This window comes from Paenibacillus sp. NRS-1781 (assembly GCF_050467745.1).
GTDB classification, from domain to species: Bacteria; Bacillota; Bacilli; order Paenibacillales; family Paenibacillaceae; genus Paenibacillus; species Paenibacillus terrae_A.
On the sequence record NZ_JBITPI010000027.1, the window covers coordinates 17,335 to 37,195 of the forward strand.

General features: G+C 47.4%; 16 protein-coding genes. 12 read left to right on the forward strand and 4 right to left on the reverse strand.

Annotation, left to right across the window (positions count from 1 at the left end; all coding sequences use genetic code 11):
- Window positions 1-359 precede the first annotated feature (359 nt).
- Window positions 360-1,109, reverse strand: coding sequence for a YdcF family protein (locus tag ACIFO6_RS11300; RefSeq protein ID WP_430040771.1), 750 nt, complete (start codon window positions 1,107-1,109; stop codon window positions 360-362).
- Window positions 1,110-1,297: 188 nt separating this feature from the next.
- Here ACIFO6_RS11300 and ACIFO6_RS11305 point away from each other — a divergent pair, with 188 nt between their 5' ends.
- The 4 genes from ACIFO6_RS11305 to ACIFO6_RS11320 all read left to right on the forward strand — a co-directional run bounded on the left by ACIFO6_RS11305 (window position 1,298) and on the right by ACIFO6_RS11320 (window position 6,191).
- Complete coding sequence (locus ACIFO6_RS11305) at window positions 1,298-2,185, forward strand: DMT family transporter (protein ID WP_430040772.1); 888 nt, start codon at window positions 1,298-1,300, stop codon at window positions 2,183-2,185.
- Between the two features lie 341 nt (window positions 2,186-2,526).
- On the forward strand, window positions 2,527-3,522 hold the full coding sequence (locus ACIFO6_RS11310; RefSeq protein ID WP_430040773.1) for an ABC transporter permease: 996 nt from the start codon (window positions 2,527-2,529) through the stop codon (window positions 3,520-3,522).
- A gap of 18 nt (window positions 3,523-3,540) precedes the next feature.
- Window positions 3,541-4,434 (forward strand): carbohydrate ABC transporter permease, encoded by an 894-nt coding sequence (locus ACIFO6_RS11315; RefSeq protein ID WP_430040774.1) that lies wholly within the window; start codon window positions 3,541-3,543, stop codon window positions 4,432-4,434.
- Window positions 4,435-4,649: 215 nt separating this feature from the next.
- On the forward strand, window positions 4,650-6,191 hold the full coding sequence (locus ACIFO6_RS11320) for an extracellular solute-binding protein (protein ID WP_430040775.1): 1,542 nt from the start codon (window positions 4,650-4,652) through the stop codon (window positions 6,189-6,191).
- Window positions 6,192-6,284: 93 nt separating this feature from the next.
- Here ACIFO6_RS11320 and ACIFO6_RS11325 read toward each other — a convergent pair whose 3' ends face one another.
- Both ACIFO6_RS11325 and ACIFO6_RS11330 read right to left on the reverse strand, forming a co-directional pair.
- On the reverse strand, window positions 6,285-8,546 hold the full coding sequence (locus ACIFO6_RS11325) for an AraC family transcriptional regulator (RefSeq protein ID WP_430040776.1): 2,262 nt from the start codon (window positions 8,544-8,546) through the stop codon (window positions 6,285-6,287).
- Window positions 8,547-8,820: 274 nt separating this feature from the next.
- Entirely contained in the window at window positions 8,821-9,534 is a 714-nt protein-coding gene (locus ACIFO6_RS11330) for an expansin EXLX1 family cellulose-binding protein (RefSeq protein WP_430040777.1), read from the reverse strand.
- Between the two features lie 280 nt (window positions 9,535-9,814).
- On the opposite strand from ACIFO6_RS11330, the gene ACIFO6_RS11335 reads away from it, so the two are divergent.
- On the forward strand, window positions 9,815-10,966 hold the full coding sequence (locus ACIFO6_RS11335) for an iron-containing alcohol dehydrogenase (protein WP_430040778.1): 1,152 nt from the start codon (window positions 9,815-9,817) through the stop codon (window positions 10,964-10,966).
- Between the two features lie 157 nt (window positions 10,967-11,123).
- On the forward strand, window positions 11,124-11,840 hold the full coding sequence (locus ACIFO6_RS11340; protein ID WP_430040779.1) for a metal-dependent hydrolase: 717 nt from the start codon (window positions 11,124-11,126) through the stop codon (window positions 11,838-11,840).
- A 99-nt stretch (window positions 11,841-11,939) separates the two neighbouring features.
- On the opposite strand, the gene ACIFO6_RS11345 is transcribed toward ACIFO6_RS11340, so the two are convergent.
- Window positions 11,940-13,019: a M42 family metallopeptidase gene (locus tag ACIFO6_RS11345; protein WP_430040780.1), complete on the reverse strand. Its 1,080-nt coding sequence runs from the start codon at window positions 13,017-13,019 to the stop codon at window positions 11,940-11,942.
- Between the two features lie 185 nt (window positions 13,020-13,204).
- Between ACIFO6_RS11345 and spoVAC the strand changes: the two genes are divergently transcribed.
- From spoVAC to ACIFO6_RS11375, 6 genes are all read left to right on the forward strand, one after another.
- Complete coding sequence (gene spoVAC, locus ACIFO6_RS11350; RefSeq protein WP_430040781.1) at window positions 13,205-13,711, forward strand: stage V sporulation protein AC; 507 nt, start codon at window positions 13,205-13,207, stop codon at window positions 13,709-13,711.
- Window positions 13,708-14,730 (forward strand): stage V sporulation protein AD, encoded by a 1,023-nt coding sequence (spoVAD, locus tag ACIFO6_RS11355; protein ID WP_430040782.1) that lies wholly within the window; start codon window positions 13,708-13,710, stop codon window positions 14,728-14,730. The genes spoVAC and spoVAD overlap by 4 nt, the downstream gene beginning before the upstream one ends.
- Window positions 14,727-15,077: a stage V sporulation protein AE gene (spoVAE, locus tag ACIFO6_RS11360; RefSeq protein ID WP_430040783.1), complete on the forward strand. Its 351-nt coding sequence runs from the start codon at window positions 14,727-14,729 to the stop codon at window positions 15,075-15,077. Before spoVAD ends, spoVAE begins: the two co-directional genes overlap by 4 nt.
- A 225-nt stretch (window positions 15,078-15,302) precedes the next feature.
- A complete protein-coding gene (locus ACIFO6_RS11365) occupies window positions 15,303-16,262 on the forward strand; it encodes an AAA family ATPase (protein ID WP_430040784.1) in 960 nt (319 codons plus the stop codon).
- Window positions 16,263-16,265: 3 nt separating this feature from the next.
- Window positions 16,266-17,513, forward strand: coding sequence for a DUF58 domain-containing protein (locus ACIFO6_RS11370; RefSeq protein ID WP_430040785.1), 1,248 nt, complete (start codon window positions 16,266-16,268; stop codon window positions 17,511-17,513).
- Complete coding sequence (locus ACIFO6_RS11375) at window positions 17,510-19,702, forward strand: transglutaminase TgpA family protein (protein ID WP_430040786.1); 2,193 nt, start codon at window positions 17,510-17,512, stop codon at window positions 19,700-19,702. Before ACIFO6_RS11370 ends, ACIFO6_RS11375 begins: the two co-directional genes overlap by 4 nt.
- Window positions 19,703-19,861 lie beyond the last annotated feature (159 nt).

Consider the following 19,861-nt stretch of genomic DNA (forward strand, 5'->3'; position numbering starts at 1 on the left):
TATATCTCGGTATTGGCTTACTTCAATTTGAGTTAACAATGGTTCGATACTATAAGCATTTCCTACATAGTGCTTGTTGAGAACGGCTTCAGCCCATTCTTTTCTCCTAATTAAACTTACCTCACACTTAGCTAAGGGTGAAATCCTGCGAATTCATGAGCCTGAGTGAGAAAACTAAATCATATTGAGGGAGCTTAATGAGGCCACGACAGTCTAATACTTTATTTTCTCAGTCTACAATTTTATTTTCTTTGGATTCATGGTAAAATCAAGCGCCTTGGCGGCTTACAGGTTTATACCTACGGGCGCGAGGGCGCTTGTTTGTGGTGTGTACACATACGCTAAATACATACCACGGGTTATTTAAGCTTCAAAGCAAGGATCCCCAGATACTCCTTGAGAGCTGTTCCAGTAGTAGCCATGGCTCCGGCAGACGGGGAGAGCTTGGCGGCATATAGTGAAAGGTTTTCACTTGCCAGATAGTCCGTCGGATAAGGTACAGCCTGCATGCCTGCACGCTGAAATTCCAGCGCCGCACGTGGCATATGGAAGGCAGAGGTCACCAAAATGGGTTTGGTGAACTGATGCTGCTTTAAAATTTGGGACGTATACACGGCATTTTGCTGCGTGTTCAGGGAACGGTTTTCGATCAGAATATCCTTTGCCGGAATACCAAGCCCCAGAAGCTGTCTTTGGGCAATATTCGCTTCGTTGCCACTGTCGCCAAATACCTGTCCACCAGAAAACAGAATAGGTAAGCCCGTTGCTTCGTGCAACCGTGCCGCAGTGAGCAGCCGATTGGCCGCTGAACCCAGCAGATTACCTTGTCCGTTGATGTCGGGTGTTCCCTCTGTAGCTCCGCCGCCAAGCACAACGATGACATCGCCTTGAACGGTACAAGGCTGTGGATACTGTTTTTCCAGACTGCTGATTAGCAAATCTCCGGCCCAATGGGTAGAGGAACCATACAGCAGCAGTGTGACAACGAGTAGAATGACAGCAGGCTTACGTGCACGCTTCCACAGCCAGATCACAAGCCCTGTCATCACGAGGAGAAACAAACCGGGAGGCAGCACGAAGCTGTATAAAAATTTGATGCTATAAATCAAGTGCAGACATCCTCCTATCCTTTAATCTCTATTTTACTTTTGGGTTTGGTATATTGTAACACAGGCAAATGACAGGATTCCTCTGTCTGGAGTTGTGCTTTCCAATGCATATTTTTTGTTTGATAAAGTTGTCCTATAGGAGTAAAATATAAGGTCTAGTCATTTTTTCATAGAGGAGCGAAAGCAGCATGGGAGAGTTAACGACAGCCAAGCGGATCATGATGATCGCGCTGTTGGTTGTATTGTGGGGCATATCTTGGCCCATCTATAAAGTAGCGTTGCAGTTTACACCTCCACTTTTGTTTGCAGGGTTGCGCACGTTGCTGGGAGGTCTGCTGTTAGGAGCGATTTTACTGCCGAGATGGAAACGTATCCGTTGGAAAGAGAACTGGCGGGTCTATGCTATTTCGAGTATTTTTAACGTGGTACTGTTTTATGGTCTGCAAACGGTAGGGCTGATGTACGTACCGTCCGGCCTGTTTTCTGTGCTGGTGTATCTCCAGCCTGTATTGGTCGGCATTTTTGCATGGATGTGGCTGGGTGAAGCGATGTCCGGGCTTAAGGTGACTGGATTGGTCATCGGATTTCTGGGTGTCGCGGCTGTAAGTGTTGGAGGGTTTTCGGGACATGTGGCTGTGGCAGGTGTAGTTATCGCTATTATTACAGCCGTGAGCTGGGCATTGGGTACCGTCTATGTGAAAAAGGTAAACCAGCGCGTGGATTCGCTGTGGCTGGTCGCATTTCAATGTACGCTGGGAGGCATCGTGTTGACAGGAGCCGGAACGGTGACGGAAAGCTGGTCAGACATCGTATGGAATGTTCCTTATGTGTCCGGGCTGGTGTTCGGTATCGTGTTGGGCATTTCGCTGTCTTGGCTGCTGTATTTCACACTGGTGAACTCGGGGGATGCGAGCAAAGTCGCGTCTTATACGTTTTTGGTGCCTGTTATTTCGGTGTTTGTCAGCTCTTTGGTGCTGCACGAAGCGATTACGGCCTTCTTGCTGATCGGTCTGGTATTAATCGGGCTTAGCATTTATTTGGTGAATCGTAGAAAGAGAGTAGTACAGCAAGCTTGATCCTGCTTCAAAATGTCAAACGGTTCAGGGAAGATGGCATCAAGTTTATCAGTCAGAAGAAAAATGACGGTGAACTGTGCTTCGAGCTACATGATAGTGAAGGGCAACCTCAAACGGTTAATTATGCTTTATAAGTGGGGTTTGGGCGTCTACCAGGCGCCTTAGATCTCACAATACTTCACAAATATCCGAATTGTTCACTCTTGAGGACACTCCTTTGTTCATGAAGTACGCAAGGCTTCACTTTTCATTTTGAATGCGCTTACATAATATAAGGTCATACGACGGCGGTACTGCAAAACATGCTGTTGGTAACGTATACAGATGGGGAGTGACTCACATTGAATCAGCCTGTGCCTAAGAGTTCTGCTATGCTCACGACAGATTCCCGCCTGAACGGGAGGAGGCTGGCGAGCGGCAGGAAAAATGGATTTTTCCATGAACTGCTCCGTAATCGGATATTATTTTTAATGTTGCTGCCAACCTTGATCTTTTTCTTCATTAACTCTTACATTCCTATGGTGGGGATCTATTATGCATTTACCCAGTTTGACTTCAATACCAGCTTGTTCGATGCCAAGTTTGTCGGACTTCAGAATTTTCAATTTCTATGGCAATCTGGCACGCTGACCAAACTGACATTGAATACGGTCGGATACAACGCAGCATTTATTTTATTTGGCAATGTGTTAGCGATTGTTCTCGCGATTTTGCTGAACGAGCTGCGGGGGCGTTACTTTAAAAAGATCGCTCAATCTGTGATGTTCCTGCCTTATTTTGTTTCTTTCGTTATTCTAAGTGTTATCGTGTATAACATATTTAATTATGATAACGGCTTTCTGAATACGCTGCTGCTGCAAATCGGCGGTGAACGTGTGGATGTATACAACAAGCCGTGGGTATGGATTTTCCTGATTATCCTGTTCTACCTGTGGAAAAATCTCGGCTACAGTATGGTGATTTATTTGGCGGCTATTACAGGCATTAGCGACGAGTATTATGAGGCGGCCAAAATGGACGGAGCCAACATTTTTCAACGGATCTGGTACATTACCGTGCCTATGCTCAAATCGACGTTCGTTGTGCTGCTGCTGTTCGCGCTCGGCAGTATTATGAAGGGACAGTTCGATCTCTTCTATCAATTAATTGGCAACAATGGGGTGCTGTACAATACGACGGATATTTTGGACACGTATGTGTACCGTTCACTGAAAGTAACCTTTGATGTTGGTATGGCTTCGGCGGCAGGCGTGTACCAGTCCTTGTTCGGCTTTATACTGATCATGACTGTGAACTATATTATCCGCAAGCTGAACGATGAATATGCTCTGTTCTAGAAAGGAGGACCTAAACGGATGGCGATCAAAGAGGATGTATACACCCGAATTTTTCAATCTCTTTCTTATGTGATAATCATTATTGCTTCTATTGCTTGTTTGCTACCATTTCTACTTATTATTTCGGCATCATTGACCAGTAACGAGTCGATTATCAGAGATGGATATCATTTTATTCCACAGGAATTTTCGCTGGAAGGATACCGGACGGTGTTCACCTTTCCTGAAGAGGTACTAAGGGCGTATGGGGTGACCATTTTTACAACCGTAGTAGGTACGGCACTGGGCCTGTTCCTGATGACGATGGCGGGATATGTGCTGGCGCGTAAAGATTTTAAATACCGGAACGCATTCTCGTTCTATATTTACTTTACAACGTTGTTCGGGGGCGGATTGGTACCCTGGTATATTATGCTGACGAAGTATTTAGGACTGCTCGACACGTATACGGTGCTTATTTTCCCGGGGCTGATGACTCCGTTCCTGATCATTTTGATGAAAAACTTCATTCGTTCGTCCATGCCGGAAGAGCTGTTTGAGTCTGCCAAAATGGACGGTGCGGGTGATTTTAAAATCTACTATCGGATTGTGCTGCCTTTGTCTACGCCGGGCATTGCCACCGTGGGCTTGTTTCTGGCCTTGGCATACTGGAATGACTGGTTCTCGTCTTCACTCTTTATTAATGATCCACATAAATACCAGCTGCAATATTATCTGTATAATGTAATCAACTCGATGCAATTTATCGCGCAAATGGGGGCAGGTACCGGCGTTTCACTCTCCAACGATATGCCGACCGAATCGACCAAAATGGCAATGGCAATCGTGGTCACCGGGCCGATTTTACTGCTGTACCCGTTCATTCAGCGTTATTTCGTCAAGGGCTTGACCATTGGTGCTGTTAAAGGCTAAAGTAGGCATTCATCAGCTAAGATGGCATGACGTGCTGACGTTATGCCATTCTGAAAGCATATTTTGTAAGCGTTTTATTTAAGGGGCTAGTAACGTTCGTTTCCTACAAATTTTAAAGGCGCGGCTGAGTACAGGCGAATGATTTTCGTCCACTCTCCAGGCTTTTAAAAGATAGATGGCTTTAAACCAGCAACCACTTCAAAAGGAGGATTCACATGACATTTACAAAGAAAAGAAAGCAACGCATGTCCATCCTGATTGCAGTTATGGTCATCATGGCGCTATTAGCCGGGTGTGGAGGCGGTGGCGGAAACAGCGCACAAAAATCAGATGGAACGGATGACAAATCCCAGAAGGTACAGCTGCAATTTTATATGCTGGGTGATGCTCCTAAGGATCTGCCTGCCGTTGAAGCAGAAATTAATAAATTGGCGGAGAAGGATTTGAATGCCACCGTCAAATTCAACTATACGACGTGGACGGACTGGGATCAGAAGTATAAGCTGCTGCTCTCTTCAGGCCAGCCGATTGACCTGATCTTCACTGCAGATTGGACGCAGTATCAGGCGTATGCCAAGAAAGGTGCATTCCTGCCGCTTGATGATCTGCTGCCGAAGGCCGCACCTGCCTTGCAAAAATTTGTGCCTCAGGAGATGTGGGATGGCGTTAAAATTGGAGGCAAAATCTACACCGTGCCTGGCACATACAAGGAGTATGTAACCAATGGATTTGTATGGCGTGAGGATTTGCGCGAGAAGTACAACCTGCCCAAACCTACGGATATAAAGAGCTATGAGGCTTATATGGATGGTATCCGTCAGCATGAGCCTAATATGAAACCGGTCTCTCTGAACAGCGATATTAAAGGGAACCTGCATGACCGCTATTCCGAATTGGTAACCAAGAGTATAGGGGCTTTGCCTTATGGCATCGGTATTAAATATGATAAACCAACAGAGGTTTATAAATATTGGGGTTCAGATGAGCAAAAAGAAGAACTGAGCATATACAAACGCTGGGCCGACAAAGGATTTATTCCTAAAAACGTACTGAATGTAAAGGATACGCTTCAGGATCAGGTGACTTCCGGTAAAGCAGCGAGTATTTTCGGTGACAATCCAACCCGATTTAATGACATGGTCATTAAGCTCAAAGCTTCTCACCCGGACTGGAAGCTGGATTACTATCCATTCCCGCTGACAACGGGGTTTGCAACTCCAGTTCATCCGATTCATAACGGCTTTGCGATTCCGAAAAGCAGTCCTAACCCTGCACGCGCATTAGCCTTTTATGAAAAGCTTGTCACAGACAAACGTTATAACCTGCTCACGCAATACGGAATTGAAGGCAAAAACTATGAAGTCAAAGACGGTTACTATCAAATGATAGGTACCAGCAGCACGAACGGCTTTTCACGGGAAGGTATGAATAGCTGGGCTTGGCGTAACCCGGAATACATGCTGTTTGATTCAGGCTTTGACCGGGTGAAGAAGATTTTTGCTGAGCTCGATAAAATCCAGAAGCCTGACGTGTTTACCGGCTTTGCAGAGGATTATACGATCTATCAAGCCGAAAAAGCGGCTTTGGAGCAGGTTGAGAAGCAATATCTGTATCCGCTCCAAGCTGGACTGATTGATAATATGGATCAAGGACTACAGACCTTCTTGCAAAAGGCAAACCAGGCTGGCCTGGAGAAAATCCAGACGGAATATACCAAGCAATGGGAAGCCTACGTGAAGGACAAGGGTATTAAGTAATTGGGCAGGCAAAGAGATTTTAGACAATTGGGATAAAAAGAAAAAGCAAGTCTCCAGGAAGTTGGAGGCTTGCTTTTTTAATGTCAGTCTACCTTACTGCGCATTAGCTTTAGAACGACGAAAATCTGTGGGCGTCACACCCAGACTACGCTTGAACATGCGGTGAAAATAAGAGCTGCTCGCAAATCCGGTTTGTTCTGCCACGTCAGCTACCGACCAGTCGGTTTGCTCCAGCAGCTCGCAGGCTTTGCGAATGCGTAGCTGTTGAATCACATCTACGATGGTAGACATGGTTTGTTGCTTGTATAGTCTGCTGACATAGATCGGTGACATATCCAGCTCTCCAGCGATCTGGTTGAGGCAAAAATTCGGATCAGCATAGGCTTGCTCTATTCGCTCATTCATTTGCCGTACTAGCCGCTCTTGTTTCGTGTTTCGTTTTTCCAATAGGTTGGAGCGGACATGATCAAAGACCAATTGATATTGCTCGATAAGCTCCTTGACTGTCTCCAACTGATCTGCGGATGGCAATTCAGGTATAGATTCGGCAGCAAATCCATTACGCTCACTCATATGCTGAATGGCATGATTCACACTCATCATCAGCCGGGATATGGCCACCTGCACGACGGAAAACGAATATTTTTCCATATGCATCAGCAAGTCCTTGAACATGCCATGAGCTTCCTCCGTATGACCAGATAACAGCGTGTCAAGCAATTTTTTCTCCTTATCCGACGGATATACGTAGGCATTTTGAATATTTGAGTCCATTGTGTTCTGCGCATCAATAATACAGCCGTGCCCTTGAAAAAATCGGTGCATGGACGCTTCCTGTACCTGACGGTACAACAAATGCAGCCGTTCCGGCTGGCTTGCGACGGCACTATAGGTCAGAGATACACTTAACTTCAAGTATTCAAAGCAAGCTTCACGTATTTGGCGCAATAAGGTTTCCAGCAGCACGGTATCCGTATGCTCCGCAGGATCAAGAATGTTGAGCAGCAAGAGGACGCTGTCTTCGTCGATATCCACGGCTTCCACCTGGTACGTCTGCCCGCATATTTCAGAAGCAATATTCATCATGGCAAACTTATAGGGCAGCAGGTCAGGACCGCGTTCGCTTTGCCACCGGGCATATTCATCTATACGCAGCAGCACCAGCCGATAGTCTTTATCGAAATGGAATTTAATACCAAGTTCAAGCAACCGCTCCGGTTTCTCTCTGGCAGGAAGCAATTGAACCCCCCGAATAATATTCTGTAAAATGTTTTGCCGGATCGTATACATGCTGTTTCGTTTCTCTGATTCGAGTGAATTCATATGGACAACGATCTGCCCAATGGGGGTATACAGCATTCTGGACAGCAGCCAGGAGGCCACGAACCCTGCCAATGCAATGACGGCGGCAATGAACAGCATCGCATTACGGATCACACTCGCCATTTTGATAACGCTTTCATACGGAGTGACACTAATATACTGCCAACCCAATCCGTCCTGGGAGGTATAAGAAATGAGTGATCTTTTACTGTGAAAATCTTCTACAAAATATCCTGTTTCCTGTTTTTTGACTCGGGTGTGCAGCCATAGCTGTTCTTTTTCATTCAATGGTTCGTCTGCCAGTGTCGCGCCGGATAAAAGTCTGCCTTGATCGTCCAAAATATAAGCCGTTCCGCCTGATGCCGGATTCGTCGCCATTTCCTTGTTCATCCAAGTCGCAGATACATTGACGATCACAGCCGAATTCATCGCTTCGTTCGAGTTGATTGCGTCGTAGCATAAATACGTATAGGCGGCGATGTCTGTGCTGGCTTGATCTGCTCCGGCCACGGAGTCTGACGCAGATAGCAAAGGATAGGTGCGTGGAATAGGTGTAAATGGCTTATAATCCTCATAATGATCCAGTACGCGTATAATATCCGTGTCAACCAGTTCACTTTTGCTATATAACCCGTTTTGCCCCCGTGAGGAAGCAATGTAGAAGTTGGCGCTTTGCGGATTATACACATAGATGGATTCAATGTACGGCATAGAATTGAGATAATTGCTCAACTCAGACATGGCAGCGGTTACATCATATACATTGGGTTTAGGATAATACAACAACTTGGACAGGGTGCTGCTACGGTACATTTGGAAGGCCAACGATTGGGAGATAGATGTCATGTTAATGACCTCTCTGCTTCTCAGTGCCAGACTGCTATGATTGGCTTCGAATGCTTGCTCCTTCTCCACCCGAATATAATAAAAATAATACACCGTGGTAGATATCAGCAACGTCAGCGTAATACATAACGTGATACTGATCATCAATTTGCTGTGAAGCCTGTGATGCTTTTTGAAATTGCTCATGTGGGCAGGCCTCCTGTCTATGTGTATATAGCCAAAATACACCCTAATATGTATTCATTATACGTGCCTTCTTGTGAACAGGACAGTGAACAAACTAATTTTTTTATGAAAAATAATGACTTTTTCGTAAAAAGGCCAGGAACCCGACACGCAAAATCGCTTGCGCCGGTTCCCAGCCTGGGATTACATAAAGCCTGTCACGAATTGGACAGCACATGGGTAGGAAGCGCCCATTTGTGCCTGACAGGACTCAAGCTGTGAGAAGATACTACAATCAGTCAGGGAATTGCACGTTACCTTTGACAATATAGGCATCGCCCGTTCCATTTTCTGCTAGAGCCGAGAGGTTATCGTTCAGCACCACACCGCGAATGTCTGTAATCCGGATTTTAAGAGGCTGGTTCCCTAAGTTAGTACCTAGAAAGTGGTTGTAGTCCTGTTTTTCGAGATTGAGCCACTGTCCGTTCTGTTGGACTTCCAGCTTCAAGACAGGATATTTATGATTGCGTACCTGAATAGCTGCCCACCACCGGCTGCTGCCTTCTTTAATGCGGTAGGAGACGTTTCCAGTAACTGGAGCTTTGACGACTTTCCATGAGATATTGATTTTTCCGTCAATTGGGTTGCCAATTTGGTTAAAAGCATTCGGGGACAGGTCAAGCGCACCACTTGGACCTTCAGGATAAAGATCGGTTACATAGACGGTTGTTTTCCCTTTGGGGCCTTGGACTTCCAGATATGCTCCTGCCAATGCGGCTTTGATTCCGTTATAATTCAGTTGTGTGAGGTTAAGAGCCGTAATTTTTGCATCGGAAGCGATTGGATCAAGCAGCAGTGCTCCTCCTGAGTAGCCAGATCCGGTATAAGTGGCATACCCCGTGTATGTATCATTCCAAGCAGCGGAAGCGGGGAGAGCGAACAAAACAAGACTTAGCAATGATGCCAGACCAACCGTTTTGAATTTGCGAATTGCTGAACTCTTTTGCATAATTATTTCCTCCTTGTTCTTTTAATAGATTCATATAGTAAATATAAACACTATATTACATAATATTTCAAATAGTACAATAGGATTTTGAGGCAAAAAGAAAATATTTCAAAATTTTGTCAACATGCTTCTAGGCCTTATTGCGTGTTTTTATGGTAATTGCTGAACTGTGCTTTTTATCGCAGATGTCCGCTCGATCTGATGGTAGTATCAGGAAGATGCATGATAACAGAGAGCAGAGATGACTGGAGAACGATTAACACAGAGGAGGGGTTTACGTATGGGGAGGAACATCTTTTATGTACCGCCAGTGAATTTGATGGGGATTGGATGTCTTAGAGATTTGGGACCGATGTTGCAAGAGAAAGGATTTATGAAAGCGCTTATCGTGACGGATAAATGGCTGCGTCGAAATGGGATTACCGACCGGGTTATTGCTGTTTTGGAGCAACATGGAATTCCATATATCGTGTATGAGGGTGTGCAACCTAACCCTACCTGTGACAATGTTCACGAAGGAGTCAAGGTGTTTCAGGATAACGGATGTGATGTTCTCGTCTCGGTAGGTGGCGGGTCGCCTCAGGATGCGGCCAAAGCCATTGGCATCATTGTCACCAATGGAGGACATATTTCAGAATATGAAGGCGTTCACAAATCCAAACGACCGTCCGTTCCTATTGTGGCAGTGAATACAACGGCGGGTACCTCCAGCGAGGTCACCATTAACTATGTCATTACGGATGAGAAGCGTAAGGTCAAAATGGTCATGGTTGATAAAAACAGTCTCGCTTCCATCTCTGTAAATGACCCCGAATTAATGATGGGTAAGCCAGCCGAATTAACTGCTGCGACAGGTATGGATGCGCTTACTCATGCGATTGAGGCGCTGGTTACCCCGGGAGCTTATCCGGTCACCGATGCCACTGCCTTGGCTGCTGTCGAGCTGATATTCCGTTATTTGCCTGATGCTGTGGAGAACGGTCAAAATATTGAGGCTCGGGAAAAGCTTGTGTATGCTGTTTTTCTGGGAGGGATGGCTTTCAACAATGCGGGGTTGGGATATGTGCATGCGATGGCTCATCAGCTTGGAGGTGTGTACGATCTTCCCCATGGGGTGTGTAATGCGATGCTACTGCCCTATGTACAGGAGGCCAATGCGAAGCATGTTCCTCGTAAATTCAGACCTATCGCTCAAGCGATTGGATTCTCGGTCAGAGGGCGAACGGATGAGGAGTGTGCTGAATTTGTCGTGGATGCCATCCGAGGGTTGGCACAGGAGGTCGGAATCCCGAAACGCTTGTCTGAGTTGGGAGTAACGGACCCGGACCTGAATCTGTTAGCCGACAATGCGATGAAGGATGCGTGTGCGCCCGGTAATCCGTTTCAGCCAACCAAAGACGAAGTGATCTCACTGTTCCAAAAAATACTCTAAGGCAGGATTTTTAACTGGGACTTTTGGACGATATCCCTTAATAGAATAAGCGAACTATTGTTCTCCTTTTGTTTGTCGTATACAATCGAATCATGCTGATTCAAATAGAGTGATGTCGAACTTTGTTGTATGCTGCAACGAAAGGATGTTATGCACCATGATGGGAAGAGCCCATTTGATTATTGGAACCGGGGTCTCCCTGTCGGTATTAGCCTTGAACGGATATGAAGTGACTCCGGCTGCGGTGGCTGCCGCTGTAGTCGGTTCACTGCTGCCGGATATTGACGAGCCTAACTCCATGCTCGTGAGTCGTGCGTTGCCTACCAAAATGCTCAGACTCGTGCAGCTCCTGATGATTGGGGCTGCGGGGTGGGTATTTTTCACCGGTCTGGCTCCGCCGCCGTGGAATCTTGTTCTGGCTTTACTGATGATCAGCGCTTCCTTTATGCCTTCACGATCGATGCGAAAGGTTATTATCTTTTTGATTGGGGTTGGCTTAGCCTGGTATGGGGAAGCATATGCGCCATGGAATTACATTGCCGGCTGCCTGCTGATTATCTGTACGCTTGTCCCACACCGGGGATTGACGCATACGGTGTACGGAACAGTTGCATGGGCTGCGTTGCTGTGCGGTACAACTCGTCTGCACGGTGACAGCATATGGCTGGCTGGTGGTTTGGCGTATCTGCTGCATTTGTTGGCAGATTCCTTGACGAATAACGGGATTAAACCTTTGCCACCGTTCAAATGGAAGCTGCGATTTAGGCTGATGAGTACTGGAACACGCAAAGGGACGCAGGTAGAGAATATCTGCATTGCCTTGACCGCTGCACTTGTTATTATCGCTTTACTTCGCTATAAGCATTTGATATGAAGCGCTCTATGTTGTAGCTCTATTAAATCAAAAAAACAGTCAAAACATGTATAACGTGTTTTGACTGTTTTTAATAGATTGTACTTTTCTGAGAATACCTTAAGCTCTCTCAATAATCGTATTCAGTGTCGTACGATCCAGGTTTTGTACCAGCTTGATGATCAGTTCTTTGGCTGCATCGTAATCGTCGGTGTGAATAATAGACGAGGAAGTGTGGATGTATCGTCCGCAAATGCCAATGACGGTGGAGGGCACTCCAATTCCGCTTAAATGGACCTGACCTGCATCGGTCCCACCTGTGGAGATGAAATATTGATACTTGATCTTGTGCGTTTCTGCCATATCCTGCACGTATTCCACAATCCCGCGATGTGTAATCATACCCGGATCAAATACCCGCAGCAGCGCGCCTTTACCCAAATGCCCGTAAGCGTTCGGATCACCACCCATATCGTTGGCCGCACTGCAATCCAGTGCAAAGAAAACGTCCGGTTGAATCAGGTTGGCTGCCGTGCGTGCGCCGCGCAATCCTACTTCCTCCTGAACGGTAGCTCCCGCATACAGCGTATTAGGCAGTTTGTCCTTTTCCTTATGTAACGCTTCAAGCAGTTCAATAGCCAAGCCTACACCATAGCGGTTATCCCACGCTTTAGCCATGATTTTTTTCGGATTCGCCAGTGGAGTAAAATCACAAATCGGTGCAATGGCTGTTCCCGGCACGATACCCAGCTCTTGCGCCTCCTGACGGCTGTCCACGCCGATATCCAAATACATATGCTTAATGTCCATGGGCTTGCTACGTTGTGATTCATCCAGCAAATGGGGCGATACTGAGCCAACGACACCCATAATCGGCCCATTCGGAGTCAGCACCTGAAGACGTTGTGACATGATGGCCTGACTCCACCAGCCTCCAACGGGCTGAAAGCGGATCATACCATTTTCCGTAATGCCATTGACGATAAATCCGACTTCATCCAGATGGCCCGCGACCATAACACGCGGGCCGTTCTCTTCACCGCGCAGCACGCCGAAAAGGCTACCTAAACGATCTTGCACGATTTCGTCCGTATAGCCGGATATCCGTTCTTTAACCCATGCCCGCAGCTCTCGCTCATGCCCGGGAATGGATGGAAACTCCGTTAAGGTTTTAAACAGTTCTAATGTTTTTGATTCCATGATGTTATACCTCACTCCTTATTAATTAACCAGTGGTCGTCATCCATTCAGTATGAATGGATTTGTACGGAATGTCCACGATATCATTTTCCTGACATAACAATTCCCCATAAAGCTAATAATGATAAGGACACAATAAATCCGAACCGCCAAGTGCGGAACTTACGAACAAGGGGTGGTGAATGATGCCAGCTAAATCAGGGCAAAGCGGTTTTCGTACCAATACGCCGCCGCTGTCCATAAATGAGAAGGACTATCAAAGTATGTCCAAAAAGCACGAACCTTCCAGAAAGGTTTTTGCCAACTGTGTGCGGGCTTTTCTGGTTGGAGGCGGCATCTGTGTGATTGGTCAGGCCATTCAGGAAGCCTTCATGGCAGGGATGCACATTTCGGCCAAGGAGGCGGCACCGCCGACCTCATCCATGATGATCCTGCTGGCAGTCATATTGACCTGCTTTGGGGTGTACGACAAGTTTGCCCAATGGGCGGGAGCAGGAACCGCTGTACCGATTACAGGCTTTGCCAACTCGATGTGTTCGGCTGCACTGGAGCATCGTTCTGAGGGGCTGGTGCTCGGTGTAGGCGCAAATATGTTCAAGCTGGCAGGGTCGGTTATCGTATTCGGGGTTGTTGCCGCATTCGTTGTGGGCGTCATCTACGCCTTTCTTGGAGTAGGGGGCAACCATTTATGAGAAGACAGGGAGGACAAACCTGGAAGTTTGAATCCAGACCGCGTATCGTTGGAAGTGCAACTGTTGTTGGCCCGGATGAAGGAGAGGGGCCGTTGTCCACGGATTTTGACTACATTTATGACAATCTCGAAATTAACGAAAAAACATGGGAAAAAGCGGAACGCAGATTGTTCGAGCACTCTACTGAGCTGGCGTTAATCAATGCCAATTTGAACAAAGAGGAAGTACAGTTTTTTATCAGTGGCGATTTGATGAACCAGATTATCAGTAGCTCCTTTTCGGCACGTAAGCTCGCGATTCCTTATTTGGGTATTTTCGGGGCCTGCTCTACGTCGATGGAAAGTCTGGCATTAGCTGCGCTTATTGTGGATTCAGAGGCGGGCGACTATGTGATGGCGGGTACGACCAGCCATAACTGTACTGTGGAAAAGCAGTTCCGATATCCTACGGAATACGGAGCACAGAAGCCGCCAACGGCCCAGTATACTGTCACCGGCTCAGGCACCGTAGTGGTGGGACATGCCAAAACAGGTACGGTGGTGGATTGCGCTACCATTGGACGTGTCACGGATATGGGCATTAAAGACCCGTTTAACATGGGCGGGGCGATGGCTCCGGCGGCGGCAGATACCTTGTTGTCCCATTTTCGGGATACAGGCCGGGACCCTGGCTATTATGACCTCATTGTAACGGGGGATTTGGCCTCAGTAGGCTTGCCGATTACCAAGGAGCTGCTAAAAAAGCAAAATATTGATGTGAGTCAGACGGAATTTAACGATTGCGGTTTACTTATTTACGACCTGAACAAGCAAAAGCAAGTCATTGCAGGCGGCAGTGGTGCCGGATGCTCGGCTGTTGTAACCTACGGGCATTTGTTAAAACGGCTCGAAAAGGGAGAACTTCAGAAGGTACTGGTCGTGGCGACCGGGGCCTTGTTGTCTCCTTTGTCGACACAACAAGGGGAAAGTATTCCTTGTATTGCGCATGCAGTAGCTTTGGAAGCGGGAGGATCAATATGATATATCTATGGGCTTTTTTAGTCGGCGGTGCCATTTGCGTCGTGGGTCAGTTGATGATGGATGTCATTAAAATGACCCCGGCACATACGATGAGCACGTTGGTGGTGGCAGGTGCGATTGCGGATGCTGTCGGCATATATGATCCGCTAATCAAATTTGCAGGCGCGGGTGCGACCATTCCAATTACAAGTTTTGGAAACTCACTGGTACACGGCGCATTGACCGAACTGGAAAAGGATGGATGGCTTGGTGTCATTACAGGGATTTTTAGTCTGACAAGTGCAGGGATTTCCTCGGCGATTATTTTTTCCTTTTTGGCGGCCTTGGTCGTGCGCCCCAAAGGATAACCACATAAAAGCAACACATTACAGATTAAAACATACATTTGAACAAGCATAAAAAATCAGCCCTTCCGATCTGAATGACCGGAGGGCTTTTTATGTGCCTGCATACAAAATGTTGCCAAACTGTAGCACTGGCTCGAACATCTGGACAAGGACTCAAGTGTACTCTATGCCCTCCTTCATGTACAATAATAGGAAACATGTTGCTATCTAGGAGGTTTACAGGCTATGCCCGTGCGTCAAGAATCTGTGCAGATTGTATCTGCAATCCGAGCTAATTTGGAATCATGCATATTAGGTAAATCCTTTGAAATAAAATTACTGCTAACGACTATGCTGGCGGGTGGGCACATTCTGATCGAGGACGTTCCGGGTACGGGAAAAACGCAAATGATCAAGGCTCTTGCCAAATCCATGCGCGGTGATTACCGCCGTGTTCAATGTAATCCTGATATTCTCCCCAGTGATATTACAGGGGTTTCCATATTTCATCCACGGGATGAGCGCTTTTATTTTCGTCCAGGTCCTGTAATGACCCATATTTTATTGGCAGACGAAATTAACCGGGCCACGACGAAAACCCAATCGGCTTTGCTGGAAGTGATGGAGGAGCGCAGTGTAACCGTGGATGGAGAAACGCATATGCTGCCTCATCCTTTTATGCTGTGTGCTACGCAAAATCCGATTGATTTTGAAGGGACTTATATGCTGCCGGAAGCGCAGCTTGATCGTTTTATGCTCAAAATCAGTGTCGGCTATCCTGATATGGAGACTGAGCGGCACATGCTGCTTCGTCATCAGGAGGGGCAGCCGGCAGATCGACTGGAGCCGGTAGCGCATATGGAACAGATAGCCGCAATCCAGCAGGAAATCAGAAAAATGTACATGGACGAGGCAGTTACGTCCTATTTACTTGATATCGTACGTGCGACCAGAGAGCACCCATCAGTACTGCTGGGAGCCAGTCCGCGGGCGGCGCTTGCTTTTGTGATGGCCACCAAGGCGTACGCTTTTCTGGAAAATCGGGATTACGTTCTCCCTGATGATGTGAAAATATTGGCACCTTATGTGCTGGCGCATCGTTTACTGCTTCGTCCCGAGGCGCGAATTGACAGCTCCAACGCCCAGTCTGTCCTTCAGGCTGTCCTTCGGCAGGTGAACGTACCCGTGCGAATGGAGCGTCCGTAGGGAATGAAGAAAGTCAAAAGGAAGCGCAGGCTCCTTCGGCTGTCAGGCCGCATCTGGCTTCTGATGGCCATATGGGTGGTATGTCTGCTATATCTGTTGTTTCAGGGTGGAAAGACGTCAGTGATGCTATTGTCGATGGTTACGTTGTTAGGCATTTATTTATGGATTGTCGGGTTGAGCGGGGTACGCCGTGTTCGGGGTTCCAGGCAGCTTTCGCAAGGCTCAGAGTTCGGGGATCTACTGCATGCGGGAGATCAGGTGCATGTAAAGCTGAGCTTGAGCCTTCCAGGCTTTCTTCCACTGCCATATATTATTGTTCGCGAGGTGCTCAAGCGTCATACAGGCGAATCCTGGTCATTTGAGGACAGTGTTGTCCCCAGCATGAAAGGAAGCGGACAGCTTGCCTTCCAGACTCCTGCGTTGGAGCGGGGAAGCTATTATTTCGCACAAACGGAGTGTGTGAGCGAGGATATCTTCGGCTTGTTGGAGCATAAAGGCATGTTAAACGCACCTGGTGAATTTCGGGTACTGCCCCGCACAGTATTCATTCCCTATTGGCAGTTAAATGACCGTCGCTCGCGGATGTCCGGGCCACAGACCGTCCAGACTCGAACACGCCGCGAAACGACACAAATTAACGGAGTGCGGGATTATGTATATGGGGACCGTTTTTCACGTATCCATTGGAATGCGACCGCACGTACAGGCAGCTGGAAATCCAAGGAATTTGAGCATGAGACGGTTCCGAAAACGATGCTTGTACTGGACATACACACGAAGCATTATGTAAATGCCGATCAGTTTGAACTGGCCATATCCTCAATTGCTTCATTGCTGGAGTATGGAGGACGGGAGCGGATGGGAGTAGGTCTTTGTACGGCAGGGGAAACAGGTACTGTTTTTCAGCCCAGTGAGCAGATGATGGAACGGCAACGAATGATGCATCATTTGGTAGATATACACACTACCTCCCAAGGCAGTCTTATGGCCGCTGTAGAAAGCGGTGTTCGGCAATTTCCACAAGGCTGCTATTTTGTGCTGATTAGTCCGTTAAAGGATCATCAGGCGTTGGAGCTTCTCCGTTGGGCTGATACACGGGGGATGACCCCGAGCCACATCTATATCGGAGAAGGCTCAAGTGAGGGACAGGCAGAAGAATGGATGGGCATGCTTCGTACAAGAGGCATTCAGGGTTATCATGTTCCGAGTCTTGAAGAGCTTCCAGCTGTAATGGGGGGAGGGACGCTATGAAGAACTGGCTACAATCTCTGAAGGGCTTCTGGGCTGCGGCTTTTACATTTTTATGGATTATTATTATTGCCATGCAATGGGTGTCCTTTGCTTCAGTGCTGTGGCTTGAAGAGACAAGAACACTTGTATTGGCGACGGTTACGATGCTGGCCCTGGTGAAAATTTTGCTGCCGCTTCGGCCTTGGATTGAATTTATCGTCAAAGCGGCGACGTTATTTTTTATTTTGTACCGGACGCTCGTGTCCTACTCGATTATTATTCCTTTCGGGGGTTTTGCAAACCGTCTGGATCAATTTATATCGAATATGTCTCCGTATATCTGGTTTTCACTGATCGCTTGGCTTGTTATTGAGATGTTACCACTCATCGTTACGACGAAGCAGCGCATTCTGGTTTTTGTGGGTATTAATATTGCCGCGCTGGCAGTACTTGACTCGTTCACACCAACCGTGCTGTGGGAAGAAGTCGCATGGATGGTCTTTGCGGGTATGGGTTGGCTGGTGACTCAGCATTTACAGTTTTTTCGGCAGCACTATCCTCAAGGCTGGAAGCACATTCGCCGTTACCCGTACAAAATTGCAGCCAATATTGCGGTCATTTTTGCTTTGATTATTATGGCTGGCGTGAATATGCCGGAGATAGAGCCGACCTTAACTGATCCTTATACAGCATGGACCCAGCGAAATAGCTCATCTACCGTTGGTATTAACAATGGAGCCGGGGCTATGAATCAGCGGATGAGTACGGCATCGGGCTATAGTAGGCAGGACAATCTGTTGGGCGGGGGATTTAATTTTGATTATTCTCCGGTGATGACGATCACGACCAACCAGCGAAGCTACTGGCGAGGCGAGACGAAGCGAACGTATTCCGGTACGGGCTGGAGTGATGCAGACAACGATGACCAAACGCTGAACGATGTGCCAATGACGGCAGAGCTGGAAAATACACAAGAAACACGGCATTCGACCGAGCAGGTCGTTCAGACCATTACAATGCAAAATGATCAGAGCTATCCGGTTTTGTTCGGCGCGTATTCGGTACATCGTGTTCAATCGGTGGACAGAGACTCGCGGGCAGATGGATTGCGTTGGAAACCGGAACAGGCAGAACTGCTTTGGAGTCCATCCTCCAGAAGAACTGCCTATCCGAAAACATATACTCTGTTGTCGCATGTACCTGTAATCCCGGAGAAAGAGCTGCGCAAGAAAACGTTTAATGAGCTGTATGGAAAGAACAAGCAGGCAGTCTATTTGCAAATCCCGAATGAGCTGCCGAAGCGAGTGCGTGATTTGGCTCAAAATGTAACATCATCAGCCAAGACGCCTTATGAAAAGGTCGGACTGCTACAGCAATATTTACAGCGAAATTATGCATATACGAACAACCCGGATCTTTCCCGCAAAAGAAGCAAGGATTTTGTGGATGCTTTTCTGTTCGAGATTAGGGAAGGCTATTGCGATTATTATTCCACTTCGCTGGTTATGATGGCCCGCTCCGTTGGTGTTCCGGCACGGTGGGTCAAAGGATATGCACCTGGTCAGCAAACATTTTCGGATGATGCTACGACCAGCGATGGTAACGAAAATATGTCTTCCTATTCCGTTACCAACGCGGATGCTCATTCCTGGGCCGAAGTGTATCTGGGTGAATACGGCTGGGTTCCTGTAGAAGCCACACCGGGCTTTGATATGCCGTTGCTTACGGAGCAGGAGGATTCGAAAACGCCTGATACTCCAGAAGTGAAAGATCAGCCTGAGCCGGAACAGTCTGCGCAGACAGCGCAGGTCAATTCAGAGGAAGGCACGAAGATTCATCCGGTAATCATAGCGGCGGCAGTGGCTGTTATCGTACTGTGGGGCGCTTATATCGTATGGCGTAATCGGGCAGATATTCATTTTTATCTGCTTCGTCTGCGTAAAGGAAAGCCATTGACCCCGGAGGAAAAGGTGATCGTCGAAACCGAGCGCTGGCTACGGTACATGCGGAGTAAGGGGTTTGCACGTACTAGCCACGAGACGCTGAGGGAATCGGTCGGCAGATGGTCAGTTGAATCACCGGAACGCGCTTCAATTCTGCATCTGCTGCTGGAGCTGTTTGAACAAGCGCGCTACAGTCCTTCCTCGGTAACTGCCGAGGATTGGCGCAAGGTCCGCCAGCAAGCGGCCCTGTTGCATAAGAAGGGTTAGTCCAGACGACAAACTGAACGAAAGGGCTAAACCATTTTTATTCGGCTCGAATGCTGCCGATTTATAATCTTCTTCATATGCTTTGTAAAAAGCTGTCCGTTTGTTGCGGATAGCTTTTTACTAACCCATATTAATATGGTATAGTTTGTCGTATGAAAC

Bases quoted from the DNA above. Each gene is read 5' to 3' on its own strand.
- ACIFO6_RS11325 (WP_430040776.1), bottom strand. From the start codon at position 8,546: ATGAGCAATTTCAAAAAGCATCACAGGCTTCACAGCAAATTGATGATC.
- ACIFO6_RS11345 (WP_430040780.1), bottom strand. From the start codon at position 13,019: ATGGAATCAAAAACATTAGAACTGTTTAAAACCTTAACGGAGTTTCCA.
- spoVAD (WP_430040782.1), top strand. From the start codon at position 13,708: ATGAGAAGACAGGGAGGACAAACCTGGAAGTTTGAATCCAGACCGCGT.
- ACIFO6_RS11365 (WP_430040784.1), top strand. From the start codon at position 15,303: ATGCCCGTGCGTCAAGAATCTGTGCAGATTGTATCTGCAATCCGAGCT.
- ACIFO6_RS11375 (WP_430040786.1), top strand. From the start codon at position 17,510: ATGAAGAACTGGCTACAATCTCTGAAGGGCTTCTGGGCTGCGGCTTTT.
- ACIFO6_RS11370 (WP_430040785.1), top strand. From the start codon at position 16,266: ATGAAGAAAGTCAAAAGGAAGCGCAGGCTCCTTCGGCTGTCAGGCCGC.
- ACIFO6_RS11320 (WP_430040775.1), top strand. From the start codon at position 4,650: ATGACATTTACAAAGAAAAGAAAGCAACGCATGTCCATCCTGATTGCA.
- ACIFO6_RS11335 (WP_430040778.1), top strand. From the start codon at position 9,815: ATGGGGAGGAACATCTTTTATGTACCGCCAGTGAATTTGATGGGGATT.
- ACIFO6_RS11305 (WP_430040772.1), top strand. From the start codon at position 1,298: ATGGGAGAGTTAACGACAGCCAAGCGGATCATGATGATCGCGCTGTTG.
- spoVAC (WP_430040781.1), top strand. From the start codon at position 13,205: ATGCCAGCTAAATCAGGGCAAAGCGGTTTTCGTACCAATACGCCGCCG.
- ACIFO6_RS11340 (WP_430040779.1), top strand. From the start codon at position 11,124: ATGATGGGAAGAGCCCATTTGATTATTGGAACCGGGGTCTCCCTGTCG.
- ACIFO6_RS11315 (WP_430040774.1), top strand. From the start codon at position 3,541: ATGGCGATCAAAGAGGATGTATACACCCGAATTTTTCAATCTCTTTCT.
- spoVAE (WP_430040783.1), top strand. From the start codon at position 14,727: ATGATATATCTATGGGCTTTTTTAGTCGGCGGTGCCATTTGCGTCGTG.
- ACIFO6_RS11330 (WP_430040777.1), bottom strand. From the start codon at position 9,534: ATGCAAAAGAGTTCAGCAATTCGCAAATTCAAAACGGTTGGTCTGGCA.